This window comes from Polaribacter litorisediminis, from assembly GCF_019968605.1.
Taxonomy (GTDB): domain Bacteria; phylum Bacteroidota; class Bacteroidia; order Flavobacteriales; family Flavobacteriaceae; genus Polaribacter; species Polaribacter litorisediminis.
This window is the reverse complement of the sequence record NZ_CP082966.1, coordinates 1,350,093-1,374,532: the sequence shown is the minus strand read 5'-3', so window position 1 is coordinate 1,374,532 and position 24,440 is coordinate 1,350,093. Positions and strand designations below refer to the sequence as shown.

Here is a 24,440-nt window from a genome sequence, read left to right as displayed (position 1 = left end):
AACAAACATACAGCTAAAGAATTTTATTCCATAAAAAAATCCTTAACATTTTAAATGATAAGGACTTTTATAAAAATATAGTATTTTTTCTTATAGTTCTGAAAAAATTGCATGCATCATTCTTTTTTTATCATTAATGCTTTCTTCTAAAGCAATCATTGTTTCCGTTCTTTTTACCCCAGGAACATCGTCAATTTGATAAATAATATCTTTAGCATCGTTTGTGCCTTTTGCTCTAACTTTACAGAAAATGTTGTATTTACCTGCGGTTACATAAGCTACGGTTACATTCGGTATTTTTCTTAAATTTTCAATAACACTTTGCGTCATCGATGTTTTTTCTAGAAAAACACCTACATGAGCAATAAATGAATAACCCATTTTTTCGTAGTTTAAGGTTAAGGTAGAACCTTGAATAATACCTTCATCTTCCATTTTTTTTACACGAACGTGAATCGTTCCTGCAGAAACTAATAACTGCTTTGCAATGTCTGTAAATGGTGTTCTTGCATTTTCTATTAAAATATCTAAAATTTGATGATCGATTTCGTCTAAAATAAATTTTTTCATTTATTGTGTATTATTCAATTAATACGGCAAATTTATGAATTTAATTTAATTTAAAATAACAAAAAGTGAGAAAAGTTTAATTTTTTTTGCTTTCGAAAACGATTTCGTGATGTCCAATTTTGGTTTTTGTTACAATTTCCTCAATTTCCACTAATTTTGAAACTAGTTTACCCTGTATAATTTCTTCTTTATATTGATATGCTTTATCAAATTCAGGATCTGAATATCGATGAATTACATCATAAAATATCTTATCGTTATTGGGAATTTTAAAATAATCTGAATACGCATTAAATGTGTTTGAAGTAGCGATATGATAGATGCCTTGCAAAATTGCATAAAACGTATATTCTCTTGTAATTTCTCTTGGGTAATCATCAGGATAATGACCAGATTCTATTAAAACAGTGTTATACCCTAATTTTTGAAAATTATCTCCGGTAGCTGTAGGATAAAATTCATCCGTATATCTACCCACAAAATTAGGAATCATTTTTTGTAACAAAGAATTCATGGCTACAATAACATTCATTGTTTGTTTTCTTCCTTTGGTAAGTGCTCTAGTTTCTTCTTCTGAGGGTGCTAAAAAGGAGATCGTAGCAGGATTTTTAGTTCCTTCTACTCCGAAAATAGTTCTTTGATCGTGTAAATTAAAACAAAATTGAGGAGCAAACTCCTCTAAAATAGCTCTTAATAATTTACTTTCTTTTGCTGCTCTCTGCACAGCATCTCTGTTTAAATCGATGTTATTTCCGTTTACCCTTGTATATGCTTGCGCACCATCGGGGTTTAACATCGGAATAAAAATCAACGTACATTCTTTTAAAATAGTTTCTAATACTGGCTCTGTAGCATTAGAAAAGCAATTGAATACATCAAATAAAGCTTTTGTGGCTGTACTTTCATTTCCATGCATTTGAGACCATAGTAATATTCTTTTATTACCTGAACCAATTTTTAAAGTATAAATAGGTCGTTTGTATTCAGAAAAACCAAGTTGCTTAATTTCAAAAGCAAATTGATGTTTTTTAAATAGTCCTTTAATATCTTCAAAAGTAATCCACTTTCCAAAAAGCAATGTTTCTTTTTGTTCTTTGAAAAGAATTTTTAAAAAGTTAGTCGATAAAATATCCACGAATGTTTCTGTTTAGAAATACAAATTTACACTATTGAAAATAAGTAGCCAATTGTAAGATTACAATTGTAAGATTACAATTGTAAACAAATAAAAGGTTACAAATGTAAACCGAATTTGAGCACTATTTTATTACTTCTGTAAACAAATTATATTTTGGGAATAGAAAAAATTAATAGTTTTAAAAACCCTCAAATTTCAAGAATACTATTTTTTATAAATAATACTTAAAAATATAATTATCAATATTTTATGTATTTTATATAAAGTATTAGTTTAATACATATAACCCGTATTAAAATGTTTATTCGACTATCTTTTTGATACTAATTAATTTTAGTTTACATTTGTAATACAATAGCTATTTACAATGATAAACAGTTTAGAATTTGCAACACGGATAAAAAAAGTGATGAATTTTCATCAATTAACAGCATCTTTATTCGCAGATAAGATAGGTGTTCAGCGCTCTAGCATCTCACATATTTTATCTGGTAGAAATAAACCAAGTCTCGATTTTATTTTAAAAATAACTTCAGAGTTTAAAGATGTAGACATACACTGGCTCTTAAACGGAGTCGGTTCTTTTCCTAAAAAAGCCGAAAGTAAGTCGAGTGCGGCGGCTCCTTCTTTTATGGCTTCAGATACAAATGATGGAAAACGAATTCAAAGAATTGTTGTTTTTTATAAGGACGGAACTTTTGAAGAGTATCTAAAGTAGGTTGAAATTAAATTTCTAGAAATCAAAATTTAATAGAAATCATATTCTTAAAGCTCCATTAAATTCTCGAGGGCACGCAGCGAATATCTTTATTGTTTATCATTGTTGTCCGATAAAAGATAAAAAGACCGCTTTCGCTGTTAGAATCAAGAACAAAGACCTGAATGTAACTAACTGAAAAACAATATTATTACAATTTTAAATTTTTCGATACATCATAAATTCTAAAGCGGTTTTAATAGCAAGGTGTACTACTTTAAAAACTCTTGAAAATCAAGACTATCAATACTTTAAAACACTTTAGCTAATTTTAATCGGACAACACTAATTGTTTATGTAAATTTTAGATTATAATTTGGTTGCATAAAATATTACCAAACTAATGCCAATTTTGGTTTGAAATTACTGTAAAATAAAATGATGATTTTTTTCTTTATAGAAAATAGAAAAAATAAAGCATCGAATTCTTCGTTACGGTTTCTTGTTATATTGAAATAGAAAGGAAAAAAAAGGTGTTTAATTGCGGTCATTTCAATGTGCAATTGGTATAAATAACATATTTTAGTCTTATGAATAGAATTGATATTAGAACAGTAAATGTAGTTCAATATTTACAGCCTTTGCGAGAAGGTGGTTCATTACCTGCACTGGTAAAAGCAGATGATGGCTTTTTATATGTTTTAAAATTTAGAGGCGCAGGTCAAGGAAAAAAAGCATTGATAGCTGAATTTATTGGAGGAGAATTCGCAAGAGCCATTGGCTTAAATGTTCCGGAATTGGTTTTTATGAATCTCGATGATTCCTTTAGTAAAACAGAACCCGATGAAGAAATTCAAGATTTACTAAAGTTTAGCATCGGCTTAAATTTAGGATTACACTTTTTATCAAGTGCCATGACTTATGATCCTTTAGTCTCTGAAGTTACCGCATTTACGGCCTCTAAAGTAGTGCTTCTAGATAGTTTGATAAGTAATATTGACCGAACAGCTAAAAACACAAATCTTTTGCATTGGAATCATGAATTATGGGTTATTGATAATGGTGCAAGTTTGTATTTTCATCACAACTGGCCAACTTGGGAAACTCATTTAACAAGAACATTTCCTCTGATAAAAGACCATGTGCTTTTACCGAAAGCAACTTCTTTACTAAAAGCGGCTTCAGAAATAAAACTACAAATAAATGGCGAGGTAATCAATGAAATTATTTCTAAAATTCCTGAAGATTGGTTGCTTAATGAGGTTGATTTTTTAAAGCCAGACGAAATGAGAACTGCTTATATTACTTTTCTAAAGGCAAAATTGTTGATGATTGACGAACTAGTTAAAGAAGCAGAAAATGCAAGATAAAGTTACCTTTGAATATGCAATCATTAGACTTGTGCCCAAAGTAGAACGCGAAGAGTTTTTTAATATTGGTGTCATTTTATTTTCGAAACGCAAGAAATTTCTGGACATAAAATATCATATTTCGTTGAATAAATTAAAAGCTTTTGCACCTGAATTAGAATTGGATGTTTTAAATGCATATTTAAACGCTTGGAAGTTAATTTGTGACGGAAATCCTTTTGGAGGTAAAATTGGGGAATTTGAAATTTCAGACCGATTTAGATGGTTAGCTGCTTGCCGAAGTACTATGATACAAAGTTCTAAAACGCATGCTGGTTTGTGTACACATCCAGAAAAGGAAATAGCCTATCTTTTTGAGAAGTATGTTTTATAATTTTACTATCAATTAATACAATAATAACTAATTTTAAAAAGTAGGTTTTTTAATGAAAACTTTATCATAAATTAAAATCTAGATATGAGAACACGTGGAGGAATTGTACTGACAATTATTTTATGAGTGCTGGGTATCTTTTAACCCCCAAGCATCTAAACTTCTTAAAATAGCTTCTAAAGATTGTCCTCTTTTGGTTAGTTTGTATTCTACTTTTGGTGGCACCACAGGATATACTTTTCTAGAAATAAGTCCGTCTTTTTCTAACTCCCGAACTGTTTGTGTAAACATTTTGTTTGAAATTCCTACAATGTGTTTTTGCAATACTCCAGAACGTAAACCGCCTGCTAATAAATGAAACAAGATTAAAGGTTTCCATTTTGTACCTATTAAATTCATGGTGTAATTTAATGGGCATATATTTTTTTCTATCAAAATTATTAATTTATTATATTGATAATCATTATTTTACTCGTTTTGGTTACTATACTACTTTTAGGTAAGTTATTGCTCGTAAGACAAAAATAGATTAATTTTGAAGTCTAAATTACAAATTATGACTAAAAATAAAAATTATCCAAAATCATTCTCACATATTGGTCTTACAGTTCCAGACATCAAAGAAGCTGTAAAATTCTATACAGAAGTTATGGGTTGGTATATTGTTATGGAACCTTCTACTGTGAAAAAAGAAACGGAAACTGCAATTGGTCAAATGTGTATTGATGTTTTTGGAAATGATTGGACCGAATTTGAAATTGCACATTTATCAACTTCAGACAGAATTGGAATTGAGTTATTCTCTTTTCCGAACGGAATAAAAGAAGCACCTGAGTTTAATCCTTTTAATACAGGGCTTTTTCATTTTTGCATTCAAGATCCAAATATTGAAGAATTAATTAACAAAATTGTTGCTTATGGAGGTAAACAAAGAATGCCAATTAGAGAATATTACCCGAAAGACAAACCTTTTAAAATGTGTTATGTAGAAGATCCTTTCGGCATTGTATTTGAAATTTACACGCATAGTTACGAGTTAACGTATTCTTCTGGCGCTTATACTAAATAAATTTTAAGTTGGGATTGCTAATTTTAGTCAGCATGTATTTTGATTAAAATTAGTGTTCGGATTTTAGCGACTTACTGGCAAACAGATTTAGCCCAGATTGAACGGTCTGTTTGAGCTCTTTTTTAGTGTCAGTTCGAGTGAATTTTGAAGAATGAAAAATTTGTATAAAGAATAAACTAAAAAAAGCGAGTAGTGAAAGCTGGAAATAGCTTCAAAAAATGATTTTATCCTTTTAAAAAACCCGCTACTAAATCATCTTTAAGGGTAATTCTTGGCACTTTAAAATTAAAATATTTGTACAACGGAATCTCAAATCCTTTGTAATTTAAATAATTGTTTAAAGCCAAATTTAAACCTTCGCTATATAAATGATGCTCTGCTCCTGTTGGGTCTTCGTGATACAAATCATTTTCTGCAAAACCTTTAAACTCCGGACCTATAATATTAATTTGAAATTCATCAGGATTTTTACCCACCGGACTATGACTTGTGCAAGCAAATTGATGCCAAAAAGCAGACTGAATACAATTATTCTGAAATAATTGACGTACAACTTCTAAAGAATCGATTGTTTCTTGGTCTGTTTCTGTTGGGAAACCAAACATTAAATACGCATGCACCATAATATTTTCATCCGAAAAAGCCCTGGTAACTCTTGCTACTTGTGCAATATCTACTCCTTTTTTCATCTTTGCGAGCAATCTATCCGACGCTACTTCTAAACCTCCCGTTACAGCAATACAACCCGATTTTGATAATAAAGAACATAATTCAGGTGTAAATGTTTTTTCAAAGCGAATGTTGGTCCACCAAGTGATATAAACTTTCCGTTCTATTAACATATTCGCTAATGCTCGTAACATTTTTGGTGGTGCAGCCTCATCTACAAAATGAAAACCTGTAATACCCGTCTCTGATATTATTTTTTCAATTTTATTGACCAAATCTTCTGCTGTTGTATTTTGGTAATTGCCAATATAATCTAATGTAACATCACAAAAAGAACATTGTTTCCAATAACAACCATGAGAAATGGTAAGCTTATTCCATTTTCCGTCAGACCACATTCGGTGCATCGGATTCATGACATCAAGAAAAGATAAATATTTAGCTGTTGGCAATCCTATATAACTAGGTGCGGGTAAATTTCTATGATGAAAAATAGTGTTCGGTTTATTATCAGCATACACAACTTCGTTGTTTTTACAGATATAAGTTCTTTCGAGGCTGTCCTCTCCTATTTTACCGTCTAAAAACTCGGTTATTTTTAATAAGGGACCTTCGCCGTCATCTAACGTGATAAAATCAACAAAATTAAATATTCTTGGATCTGATAATCGTCTTAATTCGGTGTTGCAATAACCACCACCCATTGCTATTTTAAGGTTTGGATATTCTTTTTTGATAAATTGAGCACAGCGTAAAGCAGAAAATAAATTACCAGGAAAAGGAACCGTGAAACAGATTAAATTATAATTGTCTTGTTGGATTTGTTGTTCTAATAAATACAACATTTCATCTTCTATTAATGTAGTTTCATATTGCAAAAACTCATCAATGGTATTAAAACTAGAGGCTGCTCTTGCCAATTGTTCTGCATAGCGTGTAAACAAGAAAAATTCATCTACATTGGCATTTATAAAATCGCCTAATTCTTCTATAAACAACGTTGCAATATGTTTGGCTTTGTCCAAAATGCCTAATTTACCAAATTCGGTGGTTAAATCTTTATCTAATTTTATGCGTCTGTGTCCGTGAGGTAAATAATCTTTATGTACTATTTGATATGCCGCCGTAACCTCTTGCACACGCAAATAATTCATTACAGAATCTACTTTATTGACGTATTCTTCTTTTTGATTGTAAACCAAAGGCAACTCTTTATTGCCCAACATTTCTGCTTGTTTAAAAATGGCATCTATAAACTCTTTGGTAAACACCGCGGTAAACAACTCGATACTTAAATCCATTTGAGTTGCTTTTACTTCTTTAGATTCTAAAAAACCTTTTATATAAGCAGTTGCAGGATACGCTGTATTTAACTGCGTAAATGGTGGTGTTATTAAAAGTGTGTTGATGGCCATAAAAATTTGTAAAGTGCAAAGATACTATCTGATTTAGGAATACGTATTAAAATTGCGTTTGGTTTTATTGCATGTGTCTTATAAAAAATTCTTTGCCAATAGTGTCCAAAACCAGATAGAAAAAGGACGATAAAAGTCAAGTATTTCGAATACCTTTGAATTTCAGAAGACAACCGAATACGTTCAGGATCCAAATAGTCTTATTTTCTGAAAACGGACATTAAGTAACCGTTGAGCCAACAAAAAAATATATTTTATAAGAGTAATTGAAAATAAAATTCGCTCTTAAAATTTATCAAGTACCAGTTGAATTTTTAAATCAAATTAAAAACACTTATTATTCCGTAATTTCAAATGATAATTGGTGTCGTAATTATATAAAGCAATGAAAATTAAAGATTTAGTAGGCAAATTCTCTATAATTGGCAAGAACCAAGATGAAGAAGAAAATTCTTATCAAGGAACACTATCTATAACTTTAGATGAAAATAATAGGATTGTTGCGCACTGGCTTATCGATGCTACCCAAGAACAATTTGGAATGGGATTTTTTAAAAATAATATTTTAGTAATCAACTTTAATTATATAGGTTATGAAAATAAAATATATAAGGGAGTTGTTGTTTATAAATGCCTAACAAAAGATATTTTAGAGGGCTTTTGGTCTGAAGATCTTGGTAATCCTAAATTTTTAGGTAAGGAGAATTGTTTCCGTATTAAGAAAGATGTGATCAATTAAAACGATTGTTCATTTTTAAAAGTTCTGCTAACGGAAAAACATCTTTCAACACATTTCTATCTGACCTAGTTGGACATGCTTTATACTTTTCTTTTTGTGTAGTTAATTGAAAAAAATAGTCTGCCATATTTTTTAAATACATCAAAATATTTGATTCTAAATAAATAATAGAATTAAATTCTGTTTCGTTTAATAAAAATCTAGCACCCGCTTTTACAGCGTATTTTAAGCCCCTATCTTGTTTATTATCCAACACAAAAACATCTGAATTCGTATTTGATTCAAACTTAATTCTATTTAATATGCTACTAGTATTGTCTTTGCTTGCATTGTTAACAAGACATATTTTAAAATTATTTGCATTTAAAATTTTAACAATGTAATCTACGTTTATAATATGTGCATCATTATTGAATACTATGATAATTCCTAAGTTCATTCCAAAATTAATTATAAAATTAATGCTACTATTTTGTGATTTGTAAATTTTTATCAAACCTTACATTTTTGTTAGAATTGGGAAATGCAATGATCCTTTAAAAAAGAATATACTTAGAATTTATCTATTACTTTTGAAGATGCTATAAAATTCGTCGTTGAATGGTTGTCTGAAAAGGAAGAAACATCGAAAGCATCTATTTCACTTGAATCTTTGAAATTTTGAGCTTGTAAGGAAGTAAGGGCTGTAGATAATAAGATTATATATAATTTTTTCATGATATATGGTTTTGATATCACGAATTTATTATTAATCTGTTTAAAATCGATTAGTTTTCGTTACTCACAAAATTAGTGTCGATGAAATGAAATTAAGTTTAGATGAAAGTTTTATAGTAAATCTAAACGCTTCATTAATTCTGGTCTTTTAGACCTACTCACAGGAATTACGTCTTTTTTAATCAGTACGCTATTATCTTCGATATCAATAATTTTTTTGATATTGATAATATAGGACCGATGTATTTTTAAGAATAAAGAATGAGGCAGTTTCTCTTCTATTTTTTTAAGTGTAGAATGTACAGTATAATTTTTATCGTCAGTTTTAATTTGTATGTAATCTCCTTTTGCCTCTATTAAATAGATACTTGGTAAATCTATTTTAATTAAACGCCTGTCGATATTGATATAAAAGTCATTCGAAATATTATTTGATTTTTTAGCAGAAGGAGTTGTTTCGACTTTTTTAATTTTTGCCTTGGCAATTGCTTTTTCAAAACGAGATAATTCAATTGGCTTCAACAAATAATCGATAATAAAATCATATTCAAAAGCTTTTATTGCAAATTGTGGGTCTGAAGTTGTTAATATTATTTTAGGCGGATTTTTTATGGATTTTATAAAATCTAAACCATTAAAATCGGGCATATGAATATCTAAGAAAATTAAATCGACTTCATTTTCATTCAAAAATTTAAGTGCTTGTATGGCATTAGAAAATTCACTTAAAATTTCTAAATGTTTAAATTCTTTGCAAAGAGTATTTATAATTACTCTTGCCATTTTCTCATCATCAACAATAATACACTTCATAGCCTTATAGTGTTTCTATAAATTTAGTGATGGTCCCTAAAGTCTTTTCAAAATCTTTAGACCCAACAATACTTTTCTCTCTTAAATTATGCTCGTATATTTTTGCCAAGTCATAACTTTTTTCGAGTCCTAAAATACTGATTTTATGCTTTAGTTTATGAACATTTTCTTCTATTTTTTTAAAGTCTCTATTGCTAAAACTCTGTAAGTACTCTTTTTTCTCTTCCGGAAACTCACTTTTAACAACATCTATGAGCATTTTACGGATGGCTTCATCTCCTCTAGCTAGCTTGTTAATATACTCAATATTAGGATGCTCCATAACTATTTCCTTAAGGTAAAATAAAATGTGGTTCCTTTATTTATTTCTGATGTTAACCAAATTTCTCCATTGTAAATATCTACAATTTTTTTAACAATTGACAAACCTATGCCACTTGAATCTTTTGAAATATTCAAAGATTGAAATATTTTAAACACTTTATCAAAATGTTTTTTATCGATTCCTATCCCATTATCCTCAATAGAAAAAGTATAATAAGAAGCGTCTTCTGTTACATTTATGTTTACAAAACCTTTTTCTTTATCGATAAATTTAACAGCATTGCTAATTAAGTTTTGAAATAATTGTTGAAATTTAGTTTTATCTCCTTTAAAAACTGGTAATTTATTTAAAATATGAATGGATATATGTTTGGGAACGAATAATACTGTTTTTAAATCTTCTACTAATTTATGTAAATCTACATCCTCATTTATTTCATCTTTTGTGTTGATACTAGAATACTTTAAAATATTAGAAATTAAATCTTCCATAGTTTGTAAAGTAGCATCAATATCTCGAAAATTTTGTAAACTAAACTCATCAAACTTACCTTCATTATCAGCTTGAATCCAACTATTTAAAGCCGAAATACTTCTTAAAGGCGATTTTAAATCATGAGAAACGATATATGCGTATTCTTCAAGCTCTTCGTTACTTTTTGCTAATTTTTTTAAAAGTTGTGTGTTTCTATTTTCAACTTTTTTTCTTTCTCTTAAATTAATGGCACTTTGTAATTTTAGTGAAACCAAATTTGCAATACTTTCAATAGTATGTAACTGTTCTTTTACGAAGTAATTATCATTTCTATGCTCTGCATCTATAACTCCAATTACTTTACCATCGTTAATGATGGGCACCGCTATTTCTGATAATCTTGTTTCACCATCTAAAATATATCGATCATCTTTGCTTGTATCTGAAATAATTTCGGAAATACCTGTTTGTGCAACAGACCCCACAATCCCTTTACCAAATGGTATTAATACCTTATTTAAAACTTGATTCTCTTGAGATATTCTTTTTTTATAAGCTGCTATTTGCTCTAAATATTTTGTTTTATCCTTAACCAAATAAATAACACAATCATTTGTACCTAAATATTCAGCGATATTACTTGATATTTGCCAAGCTATTTCAAACAAATTTTCTTTCCCTAAAATAGCTTTTAAGATGTTATTAATCATATCGAGAATTAATCTTTTTTCTCGTTGAATTGTAATGTCTCGCACAATTCCTTGCGCAGCTATGGGTTTGTTCTTTTTATCATAAACAACACTAGCATTAATATTTACCCATTTTATTTCTTTATTTTTTGCGACTACTCTAGCTGTATAATTTGAGAAATAGCCTTTTTCTATTAATTCTGAAAAGGAATTCATGGCATATGCTAAATCTTCTCGATAGACCAAGTTTATGATATTAATCATTTCATTTTGATGATTATATCCAAATAACTCTATAGCATTGTCGTTCATTTTTAGGACTGAACCATCAATATCCATAACAATATAGGCATCATTAATATTTTTAAAAATACCTCTTAATTGTACAGTTTTTTCGTCTAAAAGATTTTCTAATTTTTCATTAACTTTTTGCAGCTCTTGCGAAGTTTTATAAAGTGCTAGAGATTTCTCTTCAAGAATTTGTTCCGCTTCTTTTCTAGCCTTTTTTTGGCGTTCTAAAGCTCTTTCTAAAATTTCTATTTTATTTGGGGCGCTCAAATTTTAAGAGATAATAAATTCATTAAGACTCCAATATTCTAATAAGGAGTTTATTTTTATTTCATAATCTTCTTCTTTCAAAGGTTTTAAGAGATAGCCAGCAATACCAAGCTTATAGCAAGATTTAATATTTGTACTTATAGATGTTAAAATAACTATCGGAATAGATTTAAAAATCTCATGCTTCTTTAAACTTGTTAAAAATTCAATTCCGTTTAAATTTGGTATGTTGATATCTAACAAAATAATATTTGGTAAATTACTTTCTAAAGAGGATAATGCCTCAGTAGTATTCGCAACTGATATTAAGTTAAAACGATCCTTTTCTTTAGAAATTGTTTTTTTTACTTTAGCTATTTCTTGTTCATCATTTTCAATAAATAAGATGCTTACTTTCCTCCTTGCGAGCGAACTACCTCGAGGCATCGCTACCGGAATATCTAAAGAATCAGCGTTTATCTTTTTGTAACTTTTCATATGCTTATTTGCCTTGATTTAAAGATATTTTTTTGATAATTGTTTCATATGCAAAATTGACCAACTGTATAAACATAATAACCACTTGTCTAAAATTTACCTCCTATAAAAATTTTTCAACTATGGATATAATTTAAAAAACTCCTTTGCTGCCATACTTTTCATAGTACTCCTTATCTTTTTGTTTGAATTTATTGCAACTCGTTCAATCAAAAAATTAACGTGAGTTCAATCAATTTAAATTTCTAAAAAATGAAATCCTCACTTTTTGACTATTTACAAACAAACTTCTTAAAAAATATTTAGAATATCTGGTGTAAAAACTGTTTTTAAATTTTTATAAAGTTTACAAAATGATGTAATATCAATCTTTAATGATGACTTTTATCAATTTGTTTCCTCATAGAAAAAGAAAATACATATCTCTAAAAATCACTCGAGACAGAGCTTCAGTAAATTTTTAAAATGAACTTTATTTTATGTCAATGCATAAAGATAGAATAAATTTAAGATAACTAAAAAATTAATTGCGAACAGTAACTTTTATATCGATAAAATTCATAAAAATATAGGTGAGTTTTTGCTAAAACTTTAGATATACCAAAATTTCATGACAAATATTAGAAGATTCAAAAAAACTTCATTTATATGATTAATGACAAATACTATTTGCGTTCACCAAAGATGTTAAGTTAGGATCTATTGGCGAAATATAAGGAATCCCCAATCCTAAACCTCTGATGATGAATAAAACGCCTATAAAAATGACCATAATAGGAATTACTTTTTGAATGTTTTTTCTAAAATTACCCTTGGTAAAATTTCCTAGATAGACAAAAGCGGTCATTAGCGGAATGGTCCCTAAACCAAATAAAAACATATACAAACTTCCTGAAAAAGCATTGGTGGTTGCAATTGCACCAAAAATGGCCATATACACCAATCCACAAGGTAAAAATCCGTTTAAAAAACCGATTGTAAAAAAAGTATCATTTCCCTTTTTTTTAAGTTCTTTACCTAAAGAGTTTTTTATTTTTAAAATGATTGTACTCACTTTTTTTGATAAAGATAGTTTTTGTAAAAGTTTTGGAAATAAAATAGCAACAATCATAAGAACTCCTACAATTATAGAAAGTTGTTGCTGAAACCCAAAGAAATAAAATCCTCTTCCTAAGAAACCAAAAAGGAGTCCAATGAGACTATATGTAAATAATCTACCGGCATGATAACTTAAAATTTGAAAGAATGCTTTCATATTGTGTTGTCGGTCAATGGGCAACATAAATGCTATGGGGCCGCACATGCCGATGCAATGAAAACTACCCAACAACCCAAATAATATTGCAGATAAAAACATTAATATAAAATTTCTTTTTTAAATAAATAGTTTGTATTATTGGTAGTCCAAGCTATTTTAATGTTCCAACGACCATCTAATAAACGTTTCTCAGGCACGAGCAAATATGTTTTAGAAATTGAAATAGGAATCTCAAAATCTAATTGTTTATTAGATGGTCTATATAGGAACACTTTTCCTTGTATTTTTTCTTCGTTAAATTTACTAGGAAATTTAACGAGTAGCCCTTCTTTTGATTTTGTAATGGTTAATTCTTCTTTTAAATTCGTCAAATTCTGACTAGCATCAATTTCATCTTGAAATTTTAATTCTTGTTTATAGTATTCTTCTGTGACCAAATCATGAGTATAAGCTTTACCTGTACTCATTGTAATTACAAAATATAGGATAAAAGCCATAAAGCTAATAATGGTAATTACGATTCCTGTTCCCCAGCTAATTTTCATTTTTTATTTTATTTTATTTTTTGTCAATACGTATATATCAAACTTGTTTTGGTAATTAACGTAGCTTTCTAATTACGTATTGTCAATTTCTATAAATAATCGATTCCTTAATAATTCTATAAATTCAATCGTTACTAATTCCTAATCATTATTTAAACTATTTCCAAAACTTCTAATTTGATAACTACCTACTTATTTATAACTTCTTGGACCTAAAAAGTTGGTTATGGTAGTTTCAATTAATTTATCGCCACTATAAACACCAATTTCTATTTTATCTTTATCACTTTTTAATGCGGAGACATTGAGCTCTATAAATAAGGTTCCTTCAGCTAAACCTTGTTTTGGTATTATAAAATTATGATTTGAAACCAATTTAATTTCACCTTTATGAGACAATATTTTATAACTTACATCTGTAATGTCTTTGGTTGTTTTGTTAATTACTTTATACGTATAAACGTTACTGATAATATTGTTTTCTTTTTGCTGATATAATTGCCCTGGTAATCTTAAAATATTCGCTTCAACTTCATTTCTTAGAAACAACATTCCTAATAAAATACCTATTAAAATAAGTAATACTGCCGAATATCCTTTTATTCTAGCATTAAATTTAAAAGGTTGCTTTTTTACAATATTATCTTCGCTTGCGTATCTAATTAATCCTTTTGGTAAGTTAACACTTTCCATAATATGATCACACTCATCGATACAAGCAGTGCAATTTATACACTCTAATTGGGTTCCGTTTCTAATATCGATCCCTGTGGGGCAAACTACAACACATTGTTTGCAATCAATACAATCTCCTTTTCCTAAAGCTTCTCTATCTTCATTCTTTTTAAATTTAGAACGCCCTTCTTCTCTTTCTCCTCGTTTAAAATCATAGGCAACATTAATTGTTTTGTTGTCTAGCAAAACGCCTTGTAATCTACCATAAGGACAAGCTATAATACAAACCTGCTCTCTAAACCAAGCAAATATAAAATAGAAAACACACGTAAATATAATTAAAGAAATAAGTGTTCTAATAGTATCAAAAGGATTTCCTGTGATGTAACTTATTACCGTATCGCCACCAATTAAATACGCTAAAAAAACATTCGCGATGATAAAAGAAATGATAAAGAAAATAAACCATTTTAAAAGTCTTTTCTTAATTTTTTCTGCATTCCAAGGTTGCTTATTTAATCGTATCTGTTTTCCTCTATCTCCATCAATCCAATATTCTACTTTTCTAAAAACCATTTCCATAAATATGGTTTGCGGACAAATCCATCCGCAGAAAATACGACCAAAAACAACGGTAAATAGAATCACAAAAACAACACCTGTAATCATCGAAATGACCAATAAATGAAAATCTTGTGGCCAAAAAGGAAAACTGAAAATATTAAATTTTCGTTCTAAAACATTAAATAGTAAAAACTGATTTCCGTTAATTTTAATAAACGGTGCAGACAATAAAAAAATAAGTAAAAAATAACTTACGTAACTTCTATATTTATAGAATTTCCCGCTTGGTTTTTTAGGAAATACCCAAGAACGCTTTCCTTCTTTATTTATAGTACCAATACTATCTCTAAATTGTTCTTTATCTGGTTTTTCCATTTTAACTTACCTCTAACTATTTATCACTACCTACTTTAAGACTACAATTAAAAAAATCTCTATTCATTAAGCTCTTCAGAAATAGCCTCTGGCACTTCTTGCTGTTCAGCTTCTTCTACCCATTTTTCTCCTTGAGGCTCTTTTGCTTGAGCTGGCGTGGTTCCTTGCATAGAAAGTACATAACTAGAAACTTTTGCCATATCTGCTGGTTTTAATGTTTTATTCCAAGCAATCATTCCTTTTCCACTTCTACCACCGTTAGAAATTGTTGTAAATACATTTTTAATTCCCCCTCCTAAAATCCAATATTCGTCTGTTAAATTTGGCCCTATAGAACCACCTCCATCACTTAAATGACAAGAAGCACAATTTATATTAAAAATTGCTCTACCTCTTTTTAAATCTGAAGCATCTGTTAATAATATTACATTTTCTGCTGTGATTAAATCGGGCGCAGTAGATTTAAATTTATTAATTTCTAGTCTTGCTTGTGCAACCGCTTTCTCATATTCCATAGCGGGTGTATCACCATCCATCACTTGAAATCTTACCAGATAAACAACAGCAAATACAATGGTTGCGTAAAACATGTACACCCACCAAGGCGGTAGTGAATTATCTAATTCTTTAATTCCATCGTAATTATGATCTAAGATAATTTCTTGCTCCTCTTCTATGGCTTTAGATTTAGTCCAAGATTTCAATAATTCTTTCAACCAATCTTTAGGAACTTCTGGTATAATTCCGTCTTTTTCGTTCTGTAATTCTTTCGCTTTTTCAGTCGCTATAAAATTAACAACTTCCTTTAAAATAATTACTGCTACAAAACCGATAATAGAAAACCAAACTAAGGGATTTTCATAAAAATTAAGCGGATTTTTATACGTCATAAAAGACTTTATAAGTGCAAAAAATGTAACTAATACAAATAGTACATAAACTGTGGATTGTATATATTTTTTCATTTCAATAAATTTTTAATGGTCTAATGGTATATTACTAACTTTATTTATGTACTCTTTTTTTGATGTAAACACCCACCAAAATAGCGCTACAAAAAAAGTAAAGAATATTATAAGTGATATTAGGGGATATATTTCTATTCCGGTAATACTCTCCATGTGACCTTTTACAAATTTTAACATGATGTTTATTTTTTAGAAATTTTCTGTTCGTCTTTTACTTTAATGTCTGTGCCTAATCGTTGAATGTAAGCAATGATCGCTACAATTTCTCGATCTTTCATCGCTATGAAATCATTTCCATTTTCAGAGGCAAACTTCTTATCAGCTTCATAGTTTTTTGCGAAATCTGGATCTTGGTACAAATTCTCTTCAATTTGTTTTCCTTGTGTATCCATAGAAGCTTGTGCATTAGCTATTTCGTCTTCAGAATAAGGAACTCCCAAAGTAACCATGGCACTCATTTTAGATTCCGTATCTGATTTATCTAATTTATTGCTTATCAACCATTTGTAAGAAGGCATAATAGAACCTGGTGATGTACTTTGAGGATCATACATATGATTTAAGTGCCAGCTATCAGAATATTTTTGACCTACTCTATGTAAATCTGGTCCCGTACGTTTAGATCCCCATAAAAATGGATGGTCATATACAAATTCTCCTGCTTTAGAATATTCCCCGTAACGCTCTACTTCACTTCTAAAAGGTCTTACCATTTGAGAGTGACAACCTACACAGCCTTCTCTGATATATAAATCTCTACCTTCTAATTCTAAAGGAGTATAGGGTTTTACACTACTAATGGTAGGAATATTCGATTTCACTAATAAGGTTGGAATAATCTGAACAGCACCTCCAATTAGAATTGCAATCGTTGCATAAATTGTTAATTTAATTGGTTTTCTTTCCAACCAAGTATGATATCCTTCTCCTTGCGTTCTATGTTTAGAAACTTTCGTTAAAGCAGCAGCTTCTGCCAATTCATCTTCTACGCCACTTCCAGCTTTTACTGTTTTTACAACGTTATACAACATAACAATGGCACCAATAATAAACATTGTTCCACCAATGGCTCGCATCCAATACATTGGAATGATCTCATTTACGGTTTCTAAAAAGTTACCATATGTTAAAGTTCCGTCAGGATTAAATTGTTTCCACATAGAAGCTTGCACAAAACCTGCAACATACATTGGTAATGTATATAATATGATTCCTAAGGTTCCTATCCAAAAATGGAAGTTTGCTAATGCTACAGAATATAATTTTGTTTTAAACATTCTTGGTATTAACCAATACAACATACCAAAAGTAAAGAAACCATTCCAAGCTAATGCACCCACATGAACGTGTGCAATAATCCAATCACTAAAATGTGCAATCGCATTTACATTTTTAAGTGATAACATTGGGCCTTCAAAAGTTGCCATACCATAACCGGTAATTGCAACCACCATAAATTTTAAAACAGGATCTGTTCTTACTTTATCCCAAGCTCCTCTTAACGTTAATAAACCATTAATCATTCCTCCCCAAGAAGGAGCTATTAACATCACAGAGAATGCAACTCCTAAATTTTGAGCCCAATTTGGCAATGCCGTATATAATAAATGATGAGGACCTGCCCAAATATAAATAAAGATTAAAGACCAAAAATGTACAATAGATAACCTGTAAGAATACACAGGTCTATTTGCGGCTTTAGGTACAAAATAATACATTAATCCTAAAAATGGTGTCGTTAAGAAAAATGCAACCGCATTATGACCATACCACCACTGAACTAAAGCATCTTGTACCCCAGCATACACCGAATATGATTTAAAAAAACTAACAGGTAAAGCTAAACTATTAAAGATATGTAAAACTGCAACCGTTACGAAAGTGGCTAAATAAAACCAGATTGCAACATATAAGTGTCTTTGTCTTCTTTGCAAGATTGTCCAAATCATATTAACACCAAAAGCAACCCAAACGAGCGCAATTGCGATATCAATTGGCCATTCTAACTCAGCATATTCTTTAGATGATGAATATCCAAGTGGTAAGGTAATTGCAGCTGCAACAATAATTAATTGCCATCCCCAAAAATTAAAATTACTTAGAAAATTACTAGCCATCCTTGCTTTTAATAATCTTTGAAGGGAATAATAAACTCCTGCAAAAATTGCGTTTCCTACAAAGGCAAAGATTACAGCATTCGTATGCAGCGGTCTTAAACGACCAAAACTTAACCAAGAGATTCCGTCTGTAACATTTGGGAATAAAAACATAAAAGCCAACAATAAACCTACAGAGAATCCTACAATTCCCCAAAGTAATGTTGCATAAATGAATTTTTTCACGATTTTATTATCGTAATAAAATTGTTGCATTTCCATAATTTAATATTTAATTAGTAGTTGTTTTCTTGTTTTCTTTAATCAGTTCATCATCAAATAACATGCGAACAGATGGGGTATAGGTATCGTCATATTGTCCGTTTTTAACGGAATATATAAATGCGATAAAGAATACAATAGCCACTAGAATACTTAGTGTTAGTAGTAAGTATATTACGCTCATATCTTGCCTGATAATTTGATGTTTCAAAAATAATTATGATAGACTTTATAAAATATGACATTTGTCATATTTCTTAAAAAAATGTTAAAATATTCTTAGTTTTTTAGGAAAGATAGTTCTAAGAAATCTTGACATAAACTTCAATAAAAAGTTTTATATAGTTTGTGAAAATAATTGTGTGCTTGGTTTCTTTTTCAGCAAATGCACATCAAAAGCCATGCAAATATTACGCACAAAAGGTCTTGCGTTTTCTGGTATGGAGAGTGAATTTTCTTTAATTTGAACCAATCCATCCTCCTGTAATTCTTTTAATAATTGTAAATGGAATTCAATATTTTTTATTTGGGTCGATTTTTCTTTCCAAGAAGTTGCAAAATGACACATCATATTTAATATATGTTTTCTAATAACGGTGTCTTCTTCCGATAAAATATGTCCTCTAAAAATAGGTATTTCACCAGCATTTACAATTTCTTGATATTCTTTTACTGTTTTTACATTTTGTGCAAATCCATACCAAGAATCTGAAATTGCAGACATCCCTAAACCAATCATTAATTGGGTTTTATTAGCGGTATATCCCATAAAATTTCTGTGCAATGTATTGTGAATTGTTGCCTTGTATAAACTATCTGATTTTAAGGCAAAATGATCCATACCGATTTCTTCATAACCTAATGTTTCAAAAAGTTGTTTTCCTATTTCATAGAGTGCTCGTTTTTCATCATCTTTCGGTAAATCTTTTTCGTTAAACCCTCTTTGTCCAACTCCTTTTACCCAAGGTACATGCGCATAACTGTATAATGAAATTCGATCTGGCAGTAATTCTTTTGTTTTATGAATTGTATGAATTACATGTTCTTTGGTTTGATGCGGAAGTCCAAAAATTAAATCGTGACTAACAGAGGTATAGCCTATTTCTCTAGCCCATTTTGTTACTTGAGCTACTGCCTCAAAAGGCTGAATTCTGTGGATGGCTTTCTGTACTTTTTCATTATAATCTTGTACGCCAAAACTGACTCTCGTAAAACCACAATCATACAAAGTTTGTAATTGTTCTTTGGTCGTATTGTTGGGATGCCCCTCAAAACTAAATTCTGACTTCGTATGTCTTTTAGCAATTTTAAAAATACCATCAATCAAAAACTTTAAATGTTCTTTTGAAAAAAAAGTAGGTGTTCCGCCACCCAAATGCAATTCTTTAATCACCGGGACATCCTCTACTAAATCTACATATAATTGCCATTCTTTTAAGACCGTTTTTATATACTCCTCCTCTACTTCATGTCTTTTTGTAATGTGTTTATGACAAGCACAAAACGTGCATAAACTATCACAAAAAGGTAAATGAATGTACATACTAATGCCTTCTTGCTCATTACTTTCAACAAAAGAAGTTTTAAAAGTCTGTATCCATTTTTCTTTTGTAAACGTTGTTGCATCCCAAAAAGGAACTGTTGGGTAACTCGTGTATCTTGGTCCTGGAATGTTGTATTTTTGAATGAGTGATTTTTTCATCTATTTTTTATTAAGCCAATTCTAAAGCTATTTCTATCATTTCTCTAAAAGTCTGCTCTCTTTCCTCTGCAGTTGTTATTTCTTTTGTTACCAAACTATCTGAAATTGTTAGAATAGATAAGGCATTTACATGGTGTTTTGCAGCGACTGTATACAATCCTGAAGTTTCCATTTCTACACACAAAACACCATAATCTGCCCATTTTTTATAACTTTCAAATTCATCTGCATAAAACTCATCTGAACTTAAAATTCCGCCAGCTTTTAACGGAATATTCTTCTCTTTCGCAACCTCAATGGCTTTTTGAAACAAGGTAAAGCTTGCTGTTGGCGCAAAATCTGCTCCATTAAAACGAATGGTATTTAAACCTGAATTTGTAGAGGCAGACATTGCTAAAACAATATCTCTTATTTTTACATCTTTTTGATACGAACCTGCAGAACCCACTCTAATTAAATTTTTCACTCCGTATGCCGTTATGAGTTCTGTTGCGTAAATTAAAGTAGATGGAATTCCCATTCCTGTGCCTTGTACCGAGATTTTTTTACCGTTGTAAGTTCCTGTAAACCCCAACATTCCTCGAACATCATTATATCGAAAAACTTCTTTTAAAAAAGTATCTGCAATCCATTTTGCTCTCATAGGATCTCCTGGCAGCAGCACTGTTTCTGCAATTTCTCCTTTTTTAGCTTCAATATGTATGCTCATAATTATTTTATTTTTTTTCCTAAAATATTCGTTGCAACGGTTGTAAATACAACAATACTAATAGAGCTTAAAGGCATTAGAATGGCTGCAATTACTGGTTTTAATTGCCCGGTTGTTGCAAAATACAATCCAATTAAATTATAGCATAAAGAAAGTATAAAGCTATATTTAATGATTGAAATTGCTTTTTTTGATGCTTTGATATACACATCTATTTTATTGAATTTCGAAGCATCTAAAATAGCATCACAAGCAGGAGAAAATACATTTATGTTTTCTGATAGTGCAATCCCAACATCACTCTGTGCTAAAGCTCCGGCATCATTTAAACCATCACCAATCATGGCAACATGTTTATTTTCTTGTTGAAGCTTTGCCACAACATTCAATTTATCTTCAGGTTTTTGATTGAATAATAGCGTAGTTTCTGGCGGTAAATTTTCTTGTAAATAACTTTTTTCTCCTTCATTATCGCCTGAAACCACAGCCAAATTAAAGTCATCTTTTAAAGAATTAAATAATGATTTTACCCCGTCTCTATAAGCATTTTTAAAAGTAAATTTTCCTTTATAAACTTCATTAAAACTAATATAAACAGCGGTATCTAGCGCTGTTTTTTCCATACTCTTTTTTACGTATGATGAAGAACCCAATTTTAAATTTGTAGTGTTATAATTTACTTCAATTCCTTTTCCTACAGTTTCTTTGAAATCTTTAATTTCGAATGTTTTTACCTCTTTAAAAGTATCGTATAATGTTCTGCTTAACGGATGGTTTGAGGCTCTTAATGAACTTTTTAAAATACTTTTTTCTTTATCACTTAATGCAAGTCCGTTATAGATAATTGTATTCTCTTTGTGGGTTGTTAGCGTGCCAGTTTTATCAAAAATAAGTGTATCAATTTTTGCTAGTTGTTCTATAACTGTAGTGTTTTTTAAATAAAATTTTTGTTTGCCAAAAATGCGCAACATATTGCCTAAAGTAAACGGAGCTGCCAAAGCAATTGCACAAGGACAGGCAATTATTAAGACTGCTGTAAATACATTTAATGCCTTGCTAGCATCAAAATACAACCAATATGTGGTCGCAAAAAAAGCAATCAATAAAACGGCAATCGTAAAGTTTTTACTGATTTTATCTGTAATGGTTTTAAAGTTCGATTTATGATCTTTTTGAAAAACATCGTTACTCCATAGTTGCGTTAAATAACTTTGTGAAACAGAGGTTAAAACTTCCATTTCTATAACACCCGATAATTGTTTACCACCAGCAAACAATTTATCGCCAGATTTTTTAGAAACAGGTTCTGCCTCTCCAGTAACAAAACTATAATCTAATTGAGCATTTCCATTGATTAAAATTCCGTCAACAGGAATTAATTCTTGATTTCTAATTAATAATCGATCACCTTTTACGACCTCATAAATTTGTACATTTTCTTCTTTCTGTGCAGTAATCCTTGTAACTGCAATCGGGAAATACGATTTATAATCTCGTTCAAAAGACAAAAAATTATAAGTTTTCTGTTGAAAAAACTTTCCTAATAATAAAAAGAAAACCAACCCCGTTAAACTATCAAAAAAGCCAGTACCCAAATCAAAAATAATTTCAATGGTACTTCTAATAAACAGCACAGAAACTCCAAGTGCAATGGGTACATCAATATTTAAAATCTTAGATCGCAAGCCTTTGTAAGCGGCAATAAAATAATCATTAGCGGCATAAAAAACAACCGGTAACGAGAAGAAAAACATCAACCATCGAAATACATTTTTATATTTTTCTATCCAAAAACCATCTACTTGAAAATATTCTGGAAAAGAAAGAAACATTACATTCCCAAAAGCAAAACCTGCGATTCCTAATTTGTATATTAAGCTTCTGTCTACTCCTTTTTTTCCTGTTTCGTAATCTTCTAAACTAATATAAGGTTCATAACCAATGGCACTTAATAACAATACAATTTCTTTTAATGACGTTGTTTTTGAATTGTAGGTTATTCTTACGGTCTTCTTGGGAAAATCTACTTGCGATACAGAAACGTTTTGATTTAATTTATGTAAATTTTCTAACACCCAAATGCATGAACTACAATGTATATGCGGAATATACAAGGTTGCAATTTGTGTATTTTCGTCATTAAAATCTAGTAATTTCTCTAAAATACTTTCATTTTCAAGAAAATCATATTTTCCTTTAATTTCTTCGGGAATTGCACCTGGATTTTCCTGAAAATCGTAATAGCATGCCAAATCATTCTCAGAAAAAATTTCATAAACAGTTTTACAACCATTACAACAGAAAATTTTCTCTTCAATCTTTATACTATCATTGCTACAAGAATCTCCACAATGATAACAATTTGTGGTATTCATATTTACTCTTTTGCCTTTTGCAAATTTGCGATAAGAAGTAAATTTAAAATATGATATTTGTCAGCTTTTCTATATATTTGTTTTCACATCACCAAAAAATTGTACTATGAGCAAATGTGAACAATGCATGATGCGTAAATTTAATTCTTTAAACGAACTTTCTAGGGAAGAATTAGTAAGAATATCTTCTTGTAAAACCGTTAAAATAGTTAAAAAAGGAGAAGCTTTATTTAACGAAGGCGACCATATAAATGGGATTTATTGTATTAAAAAAGGAGTTTGTAAAGTTTCTAAAATGAGTGAAAACGGTCGAAATCAAATTATTGATTTAATCCATAAAGGAAATATGTTAGGCGAACGGAATTTAATTTCGGATGAGCCTTCTAACCTAAAAGCAATCGCCCTAAATGATATGGAAGTTTGCTTTATACCCAAAGAAGAAATTTTAGGAGATCTTGAACAAAATCCAAAGTTTTCGATGAGTATCTTAAAATCAATGGCAGATAACTTAAAACAATCCGATAATTTAGTGGTAAACATGGCTCAAAAAACAACAAAACAGCGTTTGGCTGAAACTTTGTTGTATCTTGATGCAAATTTTCTTTCAGAAGACACTGAGTATATAGATATACAGTTGTCTCGTGAAGATTTTGCAGATATAATTGGTGCTGCAACAGAGTCTGCAATTCGATTACTTTCTGAATTTAAAAAGAAAAAAACCATAAAAATTGATGGAAAATCTATTGCTGTTATTGATAAAAAAGCATTAGAAAAAATTGCATCAGGATTTTAAATTCG

The 24,440-nt window shown here is 29.9% G+C and carries 26 protein-coding genes; 6 read left to right on the top strand and 20 right to left on the bottom strand.

The window, feature by feature from the left end; genetic code table 11:
* Positions 1-90: 90 nt before the first annotated feature.
* A complete protein-coding gene (locus tag K8354_RS05940) occupies positions 91-570 on the bottom strand; it encodes an Lrp/AsnC family transcriptional regulator (RefSeq protein ID WP_223446268.1) in 480 nt (159 codons plus the stop codon).
* 76 nt (positions 571-646) lie between these two features.
* On the bottom strand, positions 647-1,705 hold the full coding sequence (locus K8354_RS05935) for a M14 family zinc carboxypeptidase (RefSeq protein WP_223446267.1): 1,059 nt from the start codon (positions 1,703-1,705) through the stop codon (positions 647-649).
* 370 nt (positions 1,706-2,075) lie between these two features.
* Between K8354_RS05935 and K8354_RS05930 the strand changes: the two genes are divergently transcribed.
* The 3 genes from K8354_RS05930 to K8354_RS05920 all read left to right on the top strand — a co-directional run bounded on the left by K8354_RS05930 (position 2,076) and on the right by K8354_RS05920 (position 4,148).
* A complete protein-coding gene (locus K8354_RS05930; RefSeq protein ID WP_223446265.1) occupies positions 2,076-2,426 on the top strand; it encodes a helix-turn-helix domain-containing protein in 351 nt (116 codons plus the stop codon).
* A gap of 569 nt (positions 2,427-2,995) precedes the next feature.
* Entirely contained in the window at positions 2,996-3,775 is a 780-nt protein-coding gene (locus tag K8354_RS05925) for a HipA family kinase (protein ID WP_223446264.1), read from the top strand.
* On the top strand, positions 3,765-4,148 hold the full coding sequence (locus K8354_RS05920) for a DUF3037 domain-containing protein (protein ID WP_223446261.1): 384 nt from the start codon (positions 3,765-3,767) through the stop codon (positions 4,146-4,148). The genes K8354_RS05925 and K8354_RS05920 overlap by 11 nt, the downstream gene beginning before the upstream one ends.
* Positions 4,149-4,268: 120 nt before the next feature.
* On the opposite strand, the gene K8354_RS05915 is transcribed toward K8354_RS05920, so the two are convergent.
* Positions 4,269-4,547: a winged helix-turn-helix transcriptional regulator gene (locus K8354_RS05915; RefSeq protein WP_223446259.1), complete on the bottom strand. Its 279-nt coding sequence runs from the start codon at positions 4,545-4,547 to the stop codon at positions 4,269-4,271.
* Between the two features lie 157 nt (positions 4,548-4,704).
* Here K8354_RS05915 and K8354_RS05910 point away from each other — a divergent pair, with 157 nt between their 5' ends.
* The gene (locus tag K8354_RS05910) at positions 4,705-5,217 is read left to right on the top strand and encodes a lactoylglutathione lyase family protein (RefSeq protein WP_223446257.1); all 513 of its coding nucleotides are present in this window, start codon (positions 4,705-4,707) and stop codon (positions 5,215-5,217) included.
* A gap of 224 nt (positions 5,218-5,441) precedes the next feature.
* Here the strand turns inward: K8354_RS05910 and K8354_RS05905 are convergent, their stop codons facing one another.
* Entirely contained in the window at positions 5,442-7,301 is a 1,860-nt protein-coding gene (locus K8354_RS05905) for a B12-binding domain-containing radical SAM protein (protein WP_223446255.1), read from the bottom strand.
* Positions 7,302-7,686: 385 nt separating this feature from the next.
* Here K8354_RS05905 and K8354_RS05900 point away from each other — a divergent pair, with 385 nt between their 5' ends.
* Positions 7,687-8,040, top strand: coding sequence for a hypothetical protein (locus K8354_RS05900; RefSeq protein WP_223446253.1), 354 nt, complete (start codon positions 7,687-7,689; stop codon positions 8,038-8,040).
* Here the strand turns inward: K8354_RS05900 and K8354_RS05895 are convergent.
* The 16 genes from K8354_RS05895 to K8354_RS05820 all read right to left on the bottom strand — a co-directional run bounded on the left by K8354_RS05895 (position 8,033) and on the right by K8354_RS05820 (position 23,642).
* Positions 8,033-8,479: a glycosyltransferase gene (locus tag K8354_RS05895; protein ID WP_223446250.1), complete on the bottom strand. Its 447-nt coding sequence runs from the start codon at positions 8,477-8,479 to the stop codon at positions 8,033-8,035. The two genes, K8354_RS05900 and K8354_RS05895, sit on opposite strands and share 8 nt — an antisense overlap.
* A gap of 113 nt (positions 8,480-8,592) precedes the next feature.
* Positions 8,593-8,757 carry a hypothetical protein gene (locus tag K8354_RS05890; protein ID WP_223446248.1) on the bottom strand — a complete coding sequence of 55 codons (165 nt, stop codon included), beginning with the start codon at positions 8,755-8,757 and terminating at the stop codon, positions 8,593-8,595.
* Positions 8,758-8,868: 111 nt separating this feature from the next.
* Positions 8,869-9,570, bottom strand: coding sequence for a LytR/AlgR family response regulator transcription factor (locus K8354_RS05885; RefSeq protein ID WP_223446246.1), 702 nt, complete (start codon positions 9,568-9,570; stop codon positions 8,869-8,871).
* Positions 9,571-9,574: 4 nt separating this feature from the next.
* Positions 9,575-9,892 carry an Hpt domain-containing protein gene (locus K8354_RS05880; protein WP_223446244.1) on the bottom strand — a complete coding sequence of 106 codons (318 nt, stop codon included), beginning with the start codon at positions 9,890-9,892 and terminating at the stop codon, positions 9,575-9,577.
* A 2-nt stretch (positions 9,893-9,894) separates the two neighbouring features.
* Positions 9,895-11,616, bottom strand: coding sequence for a GAF domain-containing sensor histidine kinase (locus K8354_RS05875; protein WP_223446242.1), 1,722 nt, complete (start codon positions 11,614-11,616; stop codon positions 9,895-9,897).
* Between the two features lie 3 nt (positions 11,617-11,619).
* A complete protein-coding gene (locus K8354_RS05870) occupies positions 11,620-12,093 on the bottom strand; it encodes a response regulator (protein WP_223446240.1) in 474 nt (157 codons plus the stop codon).
* A gap of 652 nt (positions 12,094-12,745) precedes the next feature.
* Positions 12,746-13,450 (bottom strand): sulfite exporter TauE/SafE family protein, encoded by a 705-nt coding sequence (locus K8354_RS05865; RefSeq protein WP_223446238.1) that lies wholly within the window; start codon positions 13,448-13,450, stop codon positions 12,746-12,748.
* Entirely contained in the window at positions 13,450-13,896 is a 447-nt protein-coding gene (locus tag K8354_RS05860) for a FixH family protein (protein ID WP_223446236.1), read from the bottom strand. Before K8354_RS05860 ends, K8354_RS05865 begins: the two co-directional genes overlap by 1 nt.
* 192 nt (positions 13,897-14,088) lie before the next feature.
* Positions 14,089-15,510: a cytochrome c oxidase accessory protein CcoG gene (gene ccoG, locus K8354_RS05855; protein ID WP_223446234.1), complete on the bottom strand. Its 1,422-nt coding sequence runs from the start codon at positions 15,508-15,510 to the stop codon at positions 14,089-14,091.
* A 59-nt stretch (positions 15,511-15,569) separates the two neighbouring features.
* Entirely contained in the window at positions 15,570-16,475 is a 906-nt protein-coding gene (locus K8354_RS05850; RefSeq protein WP_223446232.1) for a cbb3-type cytochrome c oxidase N-terminal domain-containing protein, read from the bottom strand.
* 12 nt (positions 16,476-16,487) lie between these two features.
* Positions 16,488-16,655, bottom strand: coding sequence for a CcoQ/FixQ family Cbb3-type cytochrome c oxidase assembly chaperone (locus tag K8354_RS05845; protein ID WP_223446230.1), 168 nt, complete (start codon positions 16,653-16,655; stop codon positions 16,488-16,490).
* Positions 16,656-16,660: 5 nt separating this feature from the next.
* On the bottom strand, positions 16,661-18,856 hold the full coding sequence (ccoN, locus tag K8354_RS05840) for a cytochrome-c oxidase, cbb3-type subunit I (protein WP_223446228.1): 2,196 nt from the start codon (positions 18,854-18,856) through the stop codon (positions 16,661-16,663).
* A gap of 10 nt (positions 18,857-18,866) precedes the next feature.
* A complete protein-coding gene (ccoS, locus tag K8354_RS05835; RefSeq protein WP_223446226.1) occupies positions 18,867-19,040 on the bottom strand; it encodes a cbb3-type cytochrome oxidase assembly protein CcoS in 174 nt (57 codons plus the stop codon).
* A gap of 153 nt (positions 19,041-19,193) precedes the next feature.
* Positions 19,194-20,558 carry an oxygen-independent coproporphyrinogen III oxidase gene (gene hemN / locus K8354_RS05830; RefSeq protein ID WP_223446224.1) on the bottom strand — a complete coding sequence of 455 codons (1,365 nt, stop codon included), beginning with the start codon at positions 20,556-20,558 and terminating at the stop codon, positions 19,194-19,196.
* A 10-nt stretch (positions 20,559-20,568) separates the two neighbouring features.
* A complete protein-coding gene (gene deoD / locus K8354_RS05825) occupies positions 20,569-21,267 on the bottom strand; it encodes a purine-nucleoside phosphorylase (RefSeq protein WP_223446222.1) in 699 nt (232 codons plus the stop codon).
* A gap of 2 nt (positions 21,268-21,269) precedes the next feature.
* Positions 21,270-23,642, bottom strand: coding sequence for a heavy metal translocating P-type ATPase (locus K8354_RS05820; RefSeq protein ID WP_223446220.1), 2,373 nt, complete (start codon positions 23,640-23,642; stop codon positions 21,270-21,272).
* 106 nt (positions 23,643-23,748) lie between these two features.
* Between K8354_RS05820 and K8354_RS05815 the strand changes: the two genes are divergently transcribed.
* Positions 23,749-24,435, top strand: a complete 687-nt coding sequence (locus K8354_RS05815) for a Crp/Fnr family transcriptional regulator (protein ID WP_223446218.1) — start codon at positions 23,749-23,751, stop codon at positions 24,433-24,435.
* Positions 24,436-24,440 lie beyond the last annotated feature (5 nt).

Excerpts from the sequence above, each read along its gene's own strand:
- ccoS (WP_223446226.1), bottom strand. The coding sequence starts at position 19,040 with ATGAGCGTAATATACTTACTACTAACACTAAGTATTCTAGTGGCTATT.
- K8354_RS05915 (WP_223446259.1), bottom strand. The coding sequence starts at position 4,547 with ATGAATTTAATAGGTACAAAATGGAAACCTTTAATCTTGTTTCATTTA.
- K8354_RS05860 (WP_223446236.1), bottom strand. The coding sequence starts at position 13,896 with ATGAAAATTAGCTGGGGAACAGGAATCGTAATTACCATTATTAGCTTT.
- K8354_RS05815 (WP_223446218.1), top strand. The coding sequence starts at position 23,749 with ATGAGCAAATGTGAACAATGCATGATGCGTAAATTTAATTCTTTAAAC.
- K8354_RS05930 (WP_223446265.1), top strand. The coding sequence starts at position 2,076 with ATGATAAACAGTTTAGAATTTGCAACACGGATAAAAAAAGTGATGAAT.
- hemN (WP_223446224.1), bottom strand. The coding sequence starts at position 20,558 with ATGAAAAAATCACTCATTCAAAAATACAACATTCCAGGACCAAGATAC.
- K8354_RS05895 (WP_223446250.1), bottom strand. The coding sequence starts at position 8,479 with ATGAACTTAGGAATTATCATAGTATTCAATAATGATGCACATATTATA.
- K8354_RS05885 (WP_223446246.1), bottom strand. The coding sequence starts at position 9,570 with ATGAAGTGTATTATTGTTGATGATGAGAAAATGGCAAGAGTAATTATA.
- K8354_RS05845 (WP_223446230.1), bottom strand. The coding sequence starts at position 16,655 with ATGTTAAAATTTGTAAAAGGTCACATGGAGAGTATTACCGGAATAGAA.
- K8354_RS05870 (WP_223446240.1), bottom strand. The coding sequence starts at position 12,093 with ATGAAAAGTTACAAAAAGATAAACGCTGATTCTTTAGATATTCCGGTA.
- K8354_RS05940 (WP_223446268.1), bottom strand. The coding sequence starts at position 570 with ATGAAAAAATTTATTTTAGACGAAATCGATCATCAAATTTTAGATATT.
- K8354_RS05900 (WP_223446253.1), top strand. The coding sequence starts at position 7,687 with ATGAAAATTAAAGATTTAGTAGGCAAATTCTCTATAATTGGCAAGAAC.
- K8354_RS05865 (WP_223446238.1), bottom strand. The coding sequence starts at position 13,450 with ATGTTTTTATCTGCAATATTATTTGGGTTGTTGGGTAGTTTTCATTGC.
- K8354_RS05890 (WP_223446248.1), bottom strand. The coding sequence starts at position 8,757 with ATGAAAAAATTATATATAATCTTATTATCTACAGCCCTTACTTCCTTA.
- deoD (WP_223446222.1), bottom strand. The coding sequence starts at position 21,267 with ATGAGCATACATATTGAAGCTAAAAAAGGAGAAATTGCAGAAACAGTG.
- ccoN (WP_223446228.1), bottom strand. The coding sequence starts at position 18,856 with ATGGAAATGCAACAATTTTATTACGATAATAAAATCGTGAAAAAATTC.
- ccoG (WP_223446234.1), bottom strand. The coding sequence starts at position 15,510 with ATGGAAAAACCAGATAAAGAACAATTTAGAGATAGTATTGGTACTATA.
- K8354_RS05905 (WP_223446255.1), bottom strand. The coding sequence starts at position 7,301 with ATGGCCATCAACACACTTTTAATAACACCACCATTTACGCAGTTAAAT.
- K8354_RS05820 (WP_223446220.1), bottom strand. The coding sequence starts at position 23,642 with ATGAATACCACAAATTGTTATCATTGTGGAGATTCTTGTAGCAATGAT.
- K8354_RS05910 (WP_223446257.1), top strand. The coding sequence starts at position 4,705 with ATGACTAAAAATAAAAATTATCCAAAATCATTCTCACATATTGGTCTT.
- K8354_RS05880 (WP_223446244.1), bottom strand. The coding sequence starts at position 9,892 with ATGGAGCATCCTAATATTGAGTATATTAACAAGCTAGCTAGAGGAGAT.
- K8354_RS05925 (WP_223446264.1), top strand. The coding sequence starts at position 2,996 with ATGAATAGAATTGATATTAGAACAGTAAATGTAGTTCAATATTTACAG.
- K8354_RS05920 (WP_223446261.1), top strand. The coding sequence starts at position 3,765 with ATGCAAGATAAAGTTACCTTTGAATATGCAATCATTAGACTTGTGCCC.
- K8354_RS05850 (WP_223446232.1), bottom strand. The coding sequence starts at position 16,475 with ATGAAAAAATATATACAATCCACAGTTTATGTACTATTTGTATTAGTT.